Origin of the sequence: Levilactobacillus enshiensis (assembly GCF_007115095.1) — a bacterium.
Taxonomy (GTDB): Bacteria; Bacillota; Bacilli; order Lactobacillales; family Lactobacillaceae; genus Levilactobacillus; species Levilactobacillus enshiensis.
In genome coordinates, this window is the sequence record NZ_SULH01000001.1 from 325,794 (window position 1) to 338,973 (window position 13,180).

The window sequence follows — 13,180 nt, forward strand, 5'->3', positions numbered from 1 at the left end:
CTATTCGATCTCAGCGAAGAAACTGTAAAGCTTCTCGGTGGTCAAAGCCGCTTTGTCTGCACCGGCCGCGTCAAAGGTGACTTTGCCGTGATGCAGAACAATTAGCCGGTTGCCGTACGTCAAGGCGTCTTCCATGTGGTGGGTGATCATCAGGCAGGTCAACTTATCTTGCGAGACCCGTTCGTTAGTCAGGCGCATCAGGTCTTGACCGGTTCGGGGGTCCAAGGCCGCCGTATGTTCATCCAGCAGTAGAATTTCGGGCCGTTTCAACGTGGCCATCAAAAAACTTAACGCTTGTCGTTGACCACCGGATAGGTTGCCGGTGGCCGTAGTTAGGCGTTCGTCTAGGCCATTGTGCATGGTCGCCGTGAGTTCCTTGTAGTGGTCTAAATGGTGGTTCAATCCCCGAGGCATCAAGCCCCGTCGTTGTCCCCGTCGTTCGGCAAGTAAGAGGTTTTCGGCCACCGTCATCCGTGGTGCTGTTCCCAATTTGGGATCTTGGAACACACGCGCTAGAAAGCGTGTCCGTTTTTCTACGGAGTCGTGTGCGATGTCCTTGCCGTTGAGTAGGATCTGGCCGCTATCGATGCTGAGGTCGCCCCCGATAGCGTTGAAGAGGGTCGATTTACCGGCCCCGTTAGAGCCCAGCACGGTGATGAAATCGCCAGCGTTGATGGTCAGGTTGAGTTTATTGAGGATCGTAATTTCCTCGGGCGTGTTGCGGTTGACCTTTAACACGACGTCTTTTAGTTCGAGTAGTGGTTTAGTCATTGGTATCCAACCCCCGTTTCAAAATGTGCTTGAAGTTCAGAACATTCTTGAAGACCGGCAGCATCATGCAGAGTGCCAAGATGATGGCGGAAATCAGGTTCAAATCGTTGGCGCTGAAGCCGAGCTTGAGCACCAACAGGAGGACGAAGCGGTAGAGGATACTGCCAAGGGTGACGGCGACGAGTCGTTGATTCAAGGTCAGATCACCGAAGGCTACTTCACCAATGATGATGGAAGCCAAGGCAATAACGATGATGCCAATCCCCATGTTTACGTCGGCATACCCGTTATTTTGCGCAACCAGGGCGCCACCAAAAGCAATCAGACCGTTGGAGACCATCAGTCCCATAATCTTCATGTTGTCGGTGTTGATCCCTAGTGAGCGCGCCATGGTCTGGTTATCCCCGGTCGCGATGAATCCCTGACCCAGTTCTGTTTGAAGAAAGTAGATCACGATGGTTGTGATGACCACCATGACGATGGTTCCCAGAACGACACTGTCAAAGTACTGAGGCAGGGCCGCCAGCAAGTGATTTTTAAATAACGTTGATTTTCCCAGCAAGGAAACGTTGGCGCGGCCCATAATTCGTAGGTTAACGGAATAACAGGCGGTCATGACTAGAATACCGGCTAGCAGGATGGGAATGTGCCCCTTGGTGTAGAGCAGACCGGTAATCAAGCCAGCCAGTGCCCCGATGACAAAGGCCAGTAATGTTGCGAGTAACGGGTTCATCCCATTACTAATGGCAGCCACGGCGGTTGCGGCACCGAGTGGAAAGGTCCCTTCAACGGTCATGTCGGCGAAATCAAGAATTCTAAAGGTCAGGAATAATCCCACCCCGAGGACGGCCCATAGTAGGCCTTGTCCGATTGCGGATACTGCTAAACTCATTTGAAGACCTCCCCATGTGTTTTGGCTTCCTTGATGACTGAATCTGGTAGTGTGATGCCCAATTTCTTAGCTTGAGATAGATTAATGGTCATTTCACCCTGACGTTCAAAGTGAATTGGCGTTTCGGCGGGATTCTTACCCTTTAAAATAGCCGCGGTCATCTTGCCAGTCTCCACACCTAACTTGTACTGGTTGATACTCAGTGTGGCGAGACCACCAGCTTTAACCATGGTGTCAACGGCTGGAAAGACGGGAACCTTCTTGGCATTAGCGGTCGAGACCAGCGTCTGCATGGCACTGGCAACTGTGTTGTCCGTGGGCACGTAAACGGCGTCAACTTGGCTGACCATCTGTTCAGCGACCTGATTTAAGTCGTTGGTGCTGGCAATCGTGTAGGCTTTGAGCCGGACGTGCTCCTTTTTACAGAGCGCGGCGAATTGATGGTACTGTGCGGTGGCCGAGTCATCAGATGACGTGTAGATAATACCAAGTGTCTTCATATCAGGCATGATTTTTTGAATCAACTTCAGTTGTGACTTCAAAGGGGCTTGGTCAGAAACGCCAGTGACATTATTGCCAGGGTGCGTGTTGCTCTTGACCAGGTCGGCACCCTTGGGGTCGGTGATGGCTCCCAGAACGACGGGGATGTTGGAACTGGCATTGGCCAAGGCCTGTGCGGCTGGCGTTGCAATACCGATCATGGCATCGGCATTTTCATTGACGAAGCGGGCGCTCATGGTCTTGAGATTACTCTGATCATTTTGCGCATTTTGAAAGTCGATTTTCACGTTCTTACCGACATGGTAGCCTTCTTCGGCGAGACCGTGGATGATGCCTTTATGAATAGCATCGAGCGCCGGGTGAGATAGAAGTTGCAAGATGCCGACTGTGGGCACCTTGGCTTTCGTTGCGGACTGTTGACGGGTCTCCTTAACGTAGGCGAACCCGAGGAAGATAAGTAAAATGGCGATTAAGCTGTACATCCGTTTCATAACAAAACCCTCTCTTATGTTGACATAAAATACGTAGGTTGGCGCGGGCCTTACTTGACAGTCGAAAGTGACCCCGACGGAGAAAGATGATACAAAAAGGGCACCCAGACCGGCTGAGTGCCCCAAAGAAAAAGGCCCGCAAAACCGGAGATTAAACATCCGTGCGGGCTTTTGCATCAGAAAAGTAGCCGGCGCAGATGCGAGAATCGCTCTGGGAGCTCAAGTCGCATCAACACTGATGAGACTTGATTACCGGCTTTGCCAACGTCCATTAAGTTCGATACCAGACATTTGCATATGACTTTTCCTTCTTTCCGTATGTGAATAAATTTAGTGTACGGCAACCGGGAAAAGCCGTCAACCTTATTTTTTTATTTATGACCTAAAGCACGCTTCTTGGTCAGATTTAGAAAAAGATTAAGTTGGTTAGCCAAGGATGAAATTTGCGCTTCATCCTAGTTTTGGTAAGTATTCGCGCCGTTAAATTGGGCTAACTTGGGCGCACTGCGGCTACCAGGGATTCCACCTGCTGTGGGGACGTTGCAGACCACGGCCATTTAATGTTTTTCGGTCCACTTGATAACAATGATTGTAGTTAGTCTCAGTGTCGTCTGAGAGCACAATGTAAGCCGAGAGGTCGGCAGATATGGGCTCAGGCGCGTCGTTCTACTTAGTCAGCAAGTGAATTTCTTACTGGCTTAGTAGAAAACCAAGCTTGTAGACTCGTGTTCTTCGGGGCTTCAAGTTGTGTTCGCACCGTTCCAGCCCATATCTACCGGCCGGTAAGGCGAAGAAACCACCGCGTTCCGGTCCAAATTTGGCGAACGGTAAGGCGGGCGTTTGACCAATATCCACTTAATTACGTTGATTTTAAGTCGGAACCGAATATCACGGAATTTTTTTGTTATACTGAAGAATAATGAAAAAGGACGAAACCATGACCTGACTGCGGACCTTGGCGGCCAGGGCGTTGACTACTAGGAGGCTCTGCCATGAAAATTGCCGTTTTAACGGATACATCGTCGGGAATCGATTTCCCTGAGGCACGGGAACGTCAGATTACCCTGTTGCCGGCGCCAATTATGTTTGGAAATCGACAGTATCACGAGTATCAGGATCTGAGTACGGCGGATTACTATCGGTTAATGCGCTTGGCGAAGGGGAGTAAGGTGGTACCAACTGCCCCCCAACTTTCAATGAAGACGTTACAAGCCGTTTGCGAGGACTTGGCTAGTCAAGGCGTGACCGATGTTATCGTGATTGGTCCTTCCTTGGGGATTTCTGGGGTGATTAATACCTTGGCTGCCTACACGTCATCGATTGTGGGCCTCCACGTCTGGCCGTGGGATTCACGGGGAATCCTGACCACGATGGGTGAACAGGCACGCTTGGCAGCCGCTTTAGCGGGGCGCGGGGCGACGGTCGATGACATCTTCGCTCAACTCACGACATTGCGGCAAACCACGCACAGCGCGTTTGTCGTCGATTCCATCAAGCCGCTGTTGCGAACCGGGGAAGTCAATCCGAGTCACAGCCCAGGCAGTACGCCGTTGTTAGCGGGAAAGCCAATCTTAATTTTTGATCCTTCCGGTAAGATGCGTGTGGCCGGCAGTTCGCTACGGTTAAAGGGGGCCCTGGGTGACTTTCTTGATGCATTGGCGACTGATTTGGCCGGAACGGTACCGGTTAAGGCGACGATTTTAAATGCCGATCAACCCGAGGCCACCGCACGATGGGTCAGTGCCGCCCAAGAACGATTTCCCACGGTTAAATTTGATGTTGCATTGATTGGGCCCAGCTTTGGTGTTCATGTGGGTGATGGGGCAATGGGACTAGCCTGGTGCCAGGATTATCGAAGCTTGTTAGACTCGGAAGATGAGAATTAAATTAAAGATTGGGGTTGACAGCCTCATTTTTTAATGGTTAACTGATAGTTGTAAATTGATAAATGAAAGGGATAATTCCAATGAAAATTACCAGCCTTAATCATTTAAATAGCCAATTTGCCTTTAGCTTTTTCTTTAGATAGCGTTTGTGTTCAGTTCACTGGATACAAGCGCACCGCATCATTGCGTTTGTATCTATCGATTAGCTAAAGTTTTTCAGCATGACTTAGCGCCAGATAGATACGGGTTAATCTATCTGGAGAAATAATATCGGGCCCGATATACACCAGGTAGATTCTACTCAGAATCTACCTGGTGTTTTTTGTCTTCTTAGGAACGAATTCTGAGAGAATTGGCAATCTTGGACGCAAGGTCGTCAATGTTGAAAGATTGGCAAGATTTACCAATTCAGAATAACTTTATCTGGCACGTAGCCGGATCACGAAAAATTAAAATAGACGTTTTGGAGGAAATTGAGAATGAAAAAATTATTAGCAACGAGTATCGCCGTACTGGGATTGGGTTTAGTTTTAGCGGGGTGTTCCAGCAAATCGGACGCTAGCAACGGTGGCTTAAAGGTCGGCATCTTGCAGGTCGTCCAACACGGCTCACTTGATGAAGCACGGCAAGGGTTCAAGGCCGGCTTAAAGGCAGAGTTAAAGGCCCACGGAAAATCGACCAAAGTGACTTATCACTACCTGAATGCGCAGGGGGATCAAGCCAATTTGAACACCATGAGCCAACAATTGGTGCAACAGAAGAATGATCTGTTAGTCGGTATCGCCACGCCGGCGGCTCAGGGGCTGGCCAAGAAGACGACCAGCACGCCAACCTTGGTCACCGCTGTGACTGACCTCAAGTCAGCTGGACTGGTCAAATCAAACGCTAAGCCACAGACCAACGTCAGTGGAACCAGCGATCTCACACCAGTGGGCTTGCAACTGAAGCTATTGGCTAGCATGGCGAAGGGCAAGTTACCCCTGGGTGTGATGTACAATTCATCCGAAGAAAATTCGGTGCTTCAGGTCAAGCTAGCTAAGGCTTACGCCAAGAAGCACAACTTGAAATTAAAGGTTGTCAGTGCGACGAGTACGAACGACGTTGCCAGTGTTTTGGCGGGTCTGACGGGCAAGGTTTCCGGCTTGTACTTGCCAACCGACAATCTGATGGCCAGTGCCATGAAGACCATTGGGGCCAAGGCAAAAGCAGCCAAACTCCCCGTTGTGACTGGCTCGATTGAAATGGCCGAAGATGGTGGAACCGCAACTTACGGGATCAACTACTACGACCTGGGCAAGCAGACCGGGAAGATGGCCTACGATGTCTTAGAAAACAACAAGAAACCGCAAAACATGGCCGTTCAGACCTCAAAGAAACTTCATTTATACGTGAACAAGGCAAATGCCAAGGCGATTGGGTTACAGTCTAATCAGATTAAAGAGCCTTAAGGAAGGGAGCTTGTTTTTATGTTAATCACGAGTATCGGTCAGGGCCTCTTATGGGCACCGTTGGCCATTGGCGTCTTCATTACATTTCGAATTTTAGATATCCCCGATTTGACTACCGAGGGGAGCTTTCCACTGGGCGCCGCGGTCACAGTGAGTGCTATGTTGAGCGGTCAATCCGCCGTAACGGCCAGCTTACTGGGATTCTTGGCGGGCTGCATTGCGGGCTGGGTTACGGGCGTGTTGGACACCAAGCTCCACATGCCATCGTTACTGGCCGGTATCCTCACGATGACGGGGTTGTATTCGGTCAACATGCACATTATGGGTAAGTCTAACGTGCCGTTGTTAGATCAAAAAGTGCTGACGACCTACCTGCCACAAACTTGGTCGATCGACCTACAAACGATTGTAGTGGGTGCCATCGTGACGGGGGTAGTCGTGGCATTACTGGTTTGGTTATTCAAGACGCGACTGGGGTTATCGCTCATGGCGACAGGAAATAATTCCGCTATGAGTGCGGCTAACGGGATTTACACGGACCGGATGGTAATTATTGGCTACATGGTTTCTAACGGTTGTATTGCCCTTTCTGGTGCGCTGATTGCCCAGAGTAACGGGTATGCTGATATTGGAATGGGCATTGGGACCATCGTCATTGGGTTAGCCTCCGTCTTAGTCGGTGAGATCTTCCTACGCGGACGTCAAATTTGGCTACGGTTGTCCGCTATGGTTCTGGGAGCCATCATCTACCGCTTCCTGTTAACGGTCGCGATGGGACTAGGCTTCCCAGTCGATGATTTGAAAATTCTATCTGCGGGCATCTTAGTCATTGTTATTTGCCTGCCTATTTTACAAAACAAATACCGTACGCGTCAGCAGTTGAAACGTTACCTCAAACAGATTGGAGCCGATGAACATGAAGCAAGCAACCGCAGTCTTAACCGTCAAACATCTCCAGAAGGTCTTCTTTCCCGGGACAGCAAATGAGCGTCACGTCTTAAAAGATGTCAGTCTTACCATTGAGCCGGGAGACTTCATCTCCGTGATCGGCAATAACGGGGCCGGTAAGTCGACCCTGTTGAATACGATTGCTGGCACACTATCGGCTGATGCGGGAACGTTAGCCTTAGCAGGGCACGATGTCACCAAGAAACCGATCGCGTATCGGTCGAAATGGTTATCGCGTGTCTTCCAAGATCCCAAGATGGGGACGGCTGGTGAGCTTAGCGTTGCGCAAAATTTAACGTTGGCACAACAGCATACAGGAAGTATGAGTCTCCACCGGTACCACAAGGCCAGTCAAACGGCGGCATATCAGGAGTTGTTGCGGCCGTTGAATATGGGTCTGGAAGATCGTCTGACGACACAGGTGAAATATCTGTCCGGTGGGCAACGCCAGGCCCTGTCACTCCTGATGGCAACGCTGAGTCAGCCGGACCTACTGCTGCTGGATGAGCACACGGCCGCCTTAGATCCACAGACCAGTCAGAAGGTCATGGATTTGACCCAAAAGATTGTGACAGAGAACCAATTAACAACGATGATGATCACTCATAAAATGAGTGATGCGCTGCGGTATGGCAACCGGCTAGTTATGGTCCAAGATGGCCAGATCAAGTTGGATGTGCGTGGTGCAGAAAAACAGAATCTGCGACAGGAAGACCTATTGACCCTGTTCGCGGAGTAAGATCACCGCTTAACTCTAGTGAAGGTTTACAGCAATATGTGGGCAAAAGAGACTCAGCTAATCCCCGTGGGGAAAAGCTGAGTCTCTTTTTTAGATGGTAGAAAATTGCCGCCTTACCGTTCGCCAAATTTGGACCGGAACGCGATGGGCAGGACGGTCAAAGCCTGAGGAGCGGTCTTTGACTTCGCTTTGAGCCGGAAAATTCACCGTCTCAAAGTCGCCATTTTTCAAGCAGATCACTTGAAAAATCCCACGGCTGGGTCCAAATTTGGCTCACTCTCGGCTACATGACTGATTAGCAATTATGGTAGCGGATAGTGGAACTTTAACAGCATGTTACTGCTAAGAACGAACGTAACCGGAGGAGGCCAGAGATGGAGGTAGCTGTGACGACGGTGTTGACCGGGTTGGGCTTTGACACGGTCTACAGCGTGGGACGCGTTTGGAAACTGACGATTTTTGTCAGGTTTCAAACCGAACCGGAGGACCGCTTCTCAGGCCGCAGGTGGTCCCCACAGACGCCGGAATCTCTGGCAGCCGCAGGTGACATCTTCAGCCAACTACATAAATGCCATCAGTGACATGGCGTTGTTGAGGAAGTGGAGCGTGGTGTTGTAGCGAATATCGCGAAAGTGCAGGTAAGCAGCCCCCAAGACCCAGCCGAGCCCAGCGTACATAAGCAGCGTTGGCGTGAGACTCATGGTGTGCAGGTAACCGAAAATCAGACCGGACATGAAGACCCCCAGGATGTTTAGCGTGCGGGAGTTTCCACGGAAAAAGTAATTCAGGAAGATACCGCGAAAGATGAGCTCCTCGATAACGGGGGCAAACAAAATGGAATAAGCTAGATTCCAGAAGGGCAATTGGATCACTTGTGAGGTCAGTTCCTTTTGATTAACGGGATTACTCAGGATGTGGGCTGAAATTAAGAACGTCCACAGATATTGAATCATCAGCATGAGCAGAAAGAAACCAATTAGTTGGACAATGGTTTTGGCTGTGAAACGGGTGTGCCCAAAGTGACGGGGATTATTTTGCGTCAATTGCTTTTGGTAGCGCCAAGTGATAAACGCGAGGAGCAATGCTGAATAAATCAGCATGATCCCAATTGAACGGTTAACGACACCAGGACGCTTAACCATTGCTGTGGCAAAGGTCAAGATTCCCGTATCAAGTAGGTAGATGATCAGAAAGCTAATCCATTTTAAACTACGGGACAGCCAATCGAGTAGGCTGTTCCCAGCGTTAGTAACGTGTCGCAAGGGGCAGGCCTCCTTTACTTGTCGTACTTCCCGATTTCAATTAAGTTTTCATCTGGATCGCGCACGTAGACGGAGGTCATCGGGCCCATTGCGCCTTGCTTTGGGAGGGGACCGTCAACGATTTCAACCGCGTAGTTGGTGAGGTGCGATAAGATATTTGCCAGCGGATCGGTCGCGATGATGGCAAAGTCTGCGCCACCGACCGTGGGATGCTTAGCAACGGGCAAATGGGGCTGGTCGCTCTGTTGGAAATTAATTTTTTGTTTCCCAAGTTTGACGCCGCGTCGGCCGTTGTCGAATTCGATGATGGGTAAGTCGAAAACTTCATGGTACCAGCGGACGGAACGCTCGATGTCACTAACGGTCAGTGTGATGTGGTCAATGTTACGAATATTCATAAGTTGTCAGTCCTTAGGCAGTAAATTTTACCCATTATAGCATAGTTTGCCACGACACTCCTAGGCGAGGAAGTTGACGAACCCGGGCGTTTCGTGGTAAATTACTACCTAATATATTGTTTAGGAATCTGGCCTTGACGTTGTCGGGGCTTTTTTCTGCGTGAGAGAAGAAGGGAAGGGACGAAACGTGCCACTATTAGAAGTTGACGACCTGAGCATGAGCTTCGCCGATAAGAAGCTTTACGAAGGGGCCAGTTTTACCCTAGAAAAGGGCGAACACATGGGTGTCGTCGGGCAAAACGGGGTTGGTAAGTCAACCTTAATTAAAATCATTACCGGTAATGAACTCCCATTGACGGGATCTGTAAAATGGCAAAAGAAGACCCACGTGGGTTATTTGGATCAATATGCCGACATTCCAGAGGGGATGACGCTGATTGATTTTCTCCATACGGCTTATGCTGACCTGTATGAAATGAACGACCGGATGACGGCCATGTACACGGAATATGCCGAGACGATGGAGGATAAACTGCTTGAACGCGCTGGTCGCATTCAGGAAGTGCTGGATGCCAGAAACTTTTATGACGTTGAAACGGAGATTGAACGGGTCATCTCTGGGCTTGGCCTGGACGACATGGGCCGCGATCACGAAGTCGCTAAGATGTCTGGTGGGCAACGGTCAAAGATTATTTTGGCCAAGCTATTGCTCGAAAACCCAGACGTGATTCTGTTGGACGAACCCACGAACTACTTGGATGTCGCCCACATTGCCTGGTTGGAAGACTATTTAAATAACTTTGAAGGGGCCGCTTTAATCGTTTCTCACGATTACGACTTCCTACAAAACGTGACCAACTGTATCATCAACGTTGCCTTTGGGCAGATTACGAAGTACCGGGGCAGCTTTAAGCAAGCTATGCGGCAACGGGGTGAAAAGGAAAAGGCCCAACAGCGTGAATTTGACAAGCAACAAGTCGTGATTGAAAAGGCGGAACGCTTTATTCGTAAGAACAAGGCCGGCTCGAAGTCGACCATGGCCAAGTCACGAGAAAAGATGCTGAACAGATTGGACCGGGTCGATCCGCCTTCGACGAACGTGCAAGCCCACTTTGATTTCCCTTACCAGGAAACCGGATCGCAAAATGCCTTGGTGGTTGATGAACTCTCCGTGGGTTACGACCGGCCATTGTTGAAACCCGTGACGTTCTCAGTGACAACGGACCAAAAAGTTGGTTTGACTGGGTTCAACGGGGTTGGTAAGTCAACGCTGATTAAGTCTATTCTGGGATTGATCAAGGCCAAGGGTGGGGAAGCCCACTTCTCGCCATCCGCGCGAATCAGTTACTTCAGCCAAGACTTGGTCTGGGATAACAATCAGCAGACACCGCTACAGATTATTCAAGAAAAGTACGAAAAGTTACCGCAAAAGGCGATTCGGACCAAGCTTTCCAAGTGTGGGCTAGATTCCGCCAACGCCATGAAGCCAATTGGTGAACTCTCCGGTGGGGAACAGACCAAGGTCAAGTTAGCGCTGATGGAATTTGAACCGGCCAACTTCCTGATCATGGACGAACCCACGAACCATTTGGATGACGAGACGAAGCAGGCTTTGAAACAGGCCATCTTGAATTTCCAAGGGAACGCCATCATCGTTAGCCATGAGGCGAGTTTCTACAATGGATTGGTCGATAAGATCTTGAACGTTGAAAAGCTGAGTTTACGTGCTGGCAACTAAAAACGTGTAAATTGGTCACGCGTCGGTTTGAGTTGCGTGTGCCGAGAAGAATCGTGGCCGACTGAAATCTTACGGCTAGGTTACGTTTTGGTCGAAATGGTTCCCTTTTTCAGAAAAATCCGTTAAGGTTAGCGGTAGAGATGAAAATTATGTCAACAAAAGGACGGAGAGCATGAGACGATTTAGACAATTACTCGTCATTGTTGTGTTGGTCATTGTGGCCGCAATTGGTATCAACCGGGTGATACAACAGACCTCGGCAGATAAGGTTGCCAATACGGCACCCAAGACAACTAAGACGACGACTGCCACCAAAAAGCCTAAAGTTGAGACTATTAATTGGCGTAAGCCGTCGGAAAAGAAGGCTTATCCGGATTTGAAAAAGTATCCTAATGCATGGTTAGACGTCAATACCAGTAAGCAGCGGGTTTACATTAAGAACGGCAATAAGGTGCTCTACACCATGTATTGCTCGACCGGGACCGGTAAGGAAAATGGCACGCCGCACGGGACATTCTATATCCAAGGTGAGCGGGGAAAGTTCTTCTACAACCAGAGTTCGGGTGAAGGTGCCCGTTACTGGGTCTCTTGGAAGGACCACGGCATTTACCTGTTCCACAGTGTGCCGACTGATAAAGATGGGAACTACATCGAAAGTGAGGCTAAGGAGCTGGGCAAGACCGCCGCATCACATGGGTGTGTCCGCTTATCCGTAGCCGATGCCAAGTGGGTCTACAACCATGTGCCTTATGGGATGAAAGTTGTTATTCATTAATTTAAATGACACGTATTGTGTTGATGGAAACAGGTTACCGATTCTTGGGGGCCTGTTTTTTGTTGTCGTCGAAAAATAGAGTGGGCCATCAGGCGGTTAGTTTGCGAGCATTAACGTGAGAACAGGGGTTATGCCTGGTCTTGGCATAAGTCCTGTTCTCGGGTTAAGCGTAACAAACTGCCTGGTGGCGCACGTTTCGACACGATAATGGCAAAAATAAAATCAGCTTTTTCAGAAGGAAATCCGAAAAAACTGATTTTTAAGTTATGTTCCAGACTCTTTAACTAGTTAAGCATTAAAATTGTCATTTTCCACGTCGCGAATAAATGTTGCTAAATGATCGTAGTAAACGGGAGCATTGTCGATCATGTGATGGTGACCGCCCTCTGGCGTCGTCACGAAGCGTGAGTGTGGAATAAGTTCAGCCATCTTCTTACCGGTCGCAATTGGCATGGTTTCGTGTTCACCAAAGGTCAGCAGGGTTGGCACCTTGATTTCCTTGAGATGGTCGCGGAAGTTCCATTCCTTTAGCTTCCCTTTGATGACGAATTCGTTGTCGCCTTGGAAGGCACCATATACGTCGGTTGCCATGGTGCTGATCAAGTGGGAAATAGCGGCGGGCTTCTTCCGGTCCACGTAGCCATCGTTCAAGATGTCCACGTAGCTTTGGTACTTCGCGTCGTCGTAATTGCCGTCAGCTTCGACCTGCTTCATGTAGGTCACTTGGTCGGGCGTCAGCACCGTTTCCCGGATATGGTTGATGCTTTCAACGTATTCATCGATGTTATCGACCATGGAGGAGATGATGGCCCCCTTCAAGTGTTGACCATACTTGGCAGCGTACATTTGAACTAAGGCGCCACCCCATGATTGGCCAATCAGGTAGAACTTGTCGATGCCTAATTTTTGGCGAACTTCTTCAACCTCATCCAAGAAGTAGTCGTAAGTGAGATATTTCTTAGCGGTCTCAGGATCGCTGTAATCGGGTTGGTCAGAGTACCAGGAACCGAGTTGGTCATACATGTGGACTTGAACGTTCAAGCCTTGCTTGGCTAATTGCTTCGCCGTGTCTTCCCAGTATTCATGGTTACCACCGGGGCCACCGTGTAGGGCCAGCAAATGAATGTCGCCGGTGCCTTGGGTGTTGGTCCAGAGGTGATAGCCGTTGTCTAAGGTGATAATTGTGGTGCCTTGCTTCATGAAAGTTTCCCCCGTTTCTAATGAGTCATTAATATTCTATCACTATTCGCAGAAATTCTAAACTGTTGGCAGTGAATCAAAATTTAAGCCGATGACGTTCAAGGTAGACTAAATGGTTCTGATTATTATTT

13 protein-coding genes are annotated in these 13,180 nt (G+C 49.4%); 7 read left to right on the forward strand and 6 right to left on the reverse strand.

Translation table 11 applies throughout. The features are described from left to right. Genes FAY32_RS01530 through trpX form a run of 3 tightly spaced genes read right to left on the reverse strand, consistent with a single transcriptional unit; the run spans position 1 to position 2,655 of the window. On the reverse strand, positions 1-771 hold the full coding sequence (locus tag FAY32_RS01530) for an ABC transporter ATP-binding protein (protein WP_143461620.1): 771 nt from the start codon (positions 769-771) through the stop codon (positions 1-3). Further along, positions 764-1,663, reverse strand: coding sequence for an ABC transporter permease (locus FAY32_RS01535; protein ID WP_048735168.1), 900 nt, complete (start codon positions 1,661-1,663; stop codon positions 764-766). Before FAY32_RS01535 ends, FAY32_RS01530 begins: the two co-directional genes overlap by 8 nt. Then, positions 1,660-2,655: a tryptophan ABC transporter substrate-binding protein gene (gene trpX / locus FAY32_RS01540; RefSeq protein ID WP_143461622.1), complete on the reverse strand. Its 996-nt coding sequence runs from the start codon at positions 2,653-2,655 to the stop codon at positions 1,660-1,662. The genes FAY32_RS01535 and trpX overlap by 4 nt, the downstream gene beginning before the upstream one ends. Before the next feature lie 992 nt (positions 2,656-3,647). Here trpX and FAY32_RS01545 point away from each other — a divergent pair. The 5 genes from FAY32_RS01545 to FAY32_RS01565 all read left to right on the forward strand — a co-directional run bounded on the left by FAY32_RS01545 (position 3,648) and on the right by FAY32_RS01565 (position 8,257). Next, positions 3,648-4,541 carry a DegV family protein gene (locus FAY32_RS01545; protein ID WP_143461624.1) on the forward strand — a complete coding sequence of 298 codons (894 nt, stop codon included), beginning with the start codon at positions 3,648-3,650 and terminating at the stop codon, positions 4,539-4,541. A gap of 479 nt (positions 4,542-5,020) precedes the next feature. Next, the gene (locus FAY32_RS01550) at positions 5,021-5,989 is read left to right on the forward strand and encodes an ABC transporter substrate-binding protein (RefSeq protein WP_143461626.1); all 969 of its coding nucleotides are present in this window, start codon (positions 5,021-5,023) and stop codon (positions 5,987-5,989) included. Positions 5,990-6,007: 18 nt separating this feature from the next. Continuing rightward, positions 6,008-6,976, forward strand: a complete 969-nt coding sequence (locus FAY32_RS01555; protein ID WP_143461628.1) for an ABC transporter permease — start codon at positions 6,008-6,010, stop codon at positions 6,974-6,976. Further along, positions 6,906-7,676, forward strand: coding sequence for an ABC transporter ATP-binding protein (locus FAY32_RS01560; RefSeq protein ID WP_143461630.1), 771 nt, complete (start codon positions 6,906-6,908; stop codon positions 7,674-7,676). The genes FAY32_RS01555 and FAY32_RS01560 overlap by 71 nt, the downstream gene beginning before the upstream one ends. A gap of 374 nt (positions 7,677-8,050) precedes the next feature. Further along, positions 8,051-8,257: a hypothetical protein gene (locus FAY32_RS01565; RefSeq protein WP_143461632.1), complete on the forward strand. Its 207-nt coding sequence runs from the start codon at positions 8,051-8,053 to the stop codon at positions 8,255-8,257. On the opposite strand, the gene FAY32_RS01570 is transcribed toward FAY32_RS01565, so the two are convergent. Continuing rightward, the gene (locus FAY32_RS01570) at positions 8,237-8,938 is read right to left on the reverse strand and encodes a CPBP family intramembrane glutamic endopeptidase (protein WP_143461634.1); all 702 of its coding nucleotides are present in this window, start codon (positions 8,936-8,938) and stop codon (positions 8,237-8,239) included. The genes FAY32_RS01565 and FAY32_RS01570 overlap by 21 nt on opposite strands. A gap of 14 nt (positions 8,939-8,952) precedes the next feature. Continuing rightward, on the reverse strand, positions 8,953-9,336 hold the full coding sequence (locus tag FAY32_RS01575) for a VOC family protein (protein ID WP_143461636.1): 384 nt from the start codon (positions 9,334-9,336) through the stop codon (positions 8,953-8,955). Positions 9,337-9,523: 187 nt separating this feature from the next. On the opposite strand from FAY32_RS01575, the gene FAY32_RS01580 reads away from it, so the two are divergent. Then, a complete protein-coding gene (locus FAY32_RS01580) occupies positions 9,524-11,074 on the forward strand; it encodes an ABC-F family ATP-binding cassette domain-containing protein (protein WP_143461638.1) in 1,551 nt (516 codons plus the stop codon). Positions 11,075-11,246: 172 nt separating this feature from the next. Then, positions 11,247-11,849, forward strand: coding sequence for a L,D-transpeptidase (locus FAY32_RS01585; RefSeq protein ID WP_143461640.1), 603 nt, complete (start codon positions 11,247-11,249; stop codon positions 11,847-11,849). 288 nt (positions 11,850-12,137) lie between these two features. Here FAY32_RS01585 and FAY32_RS01590 read toward each other — a convergent pair whose 3' ends face one another. Next, a complete protein-coding gene (locus tag FAY32_RS01590) occupies positions 12,138-13,049 on the reverse strand; it encodes a proline-specific peptidase family protein (protein WP_143461642.1) in 912 nt (303 codons plus the stop codon). Positions 13,050-13,180: the final 131 nt, after the last annotated feature.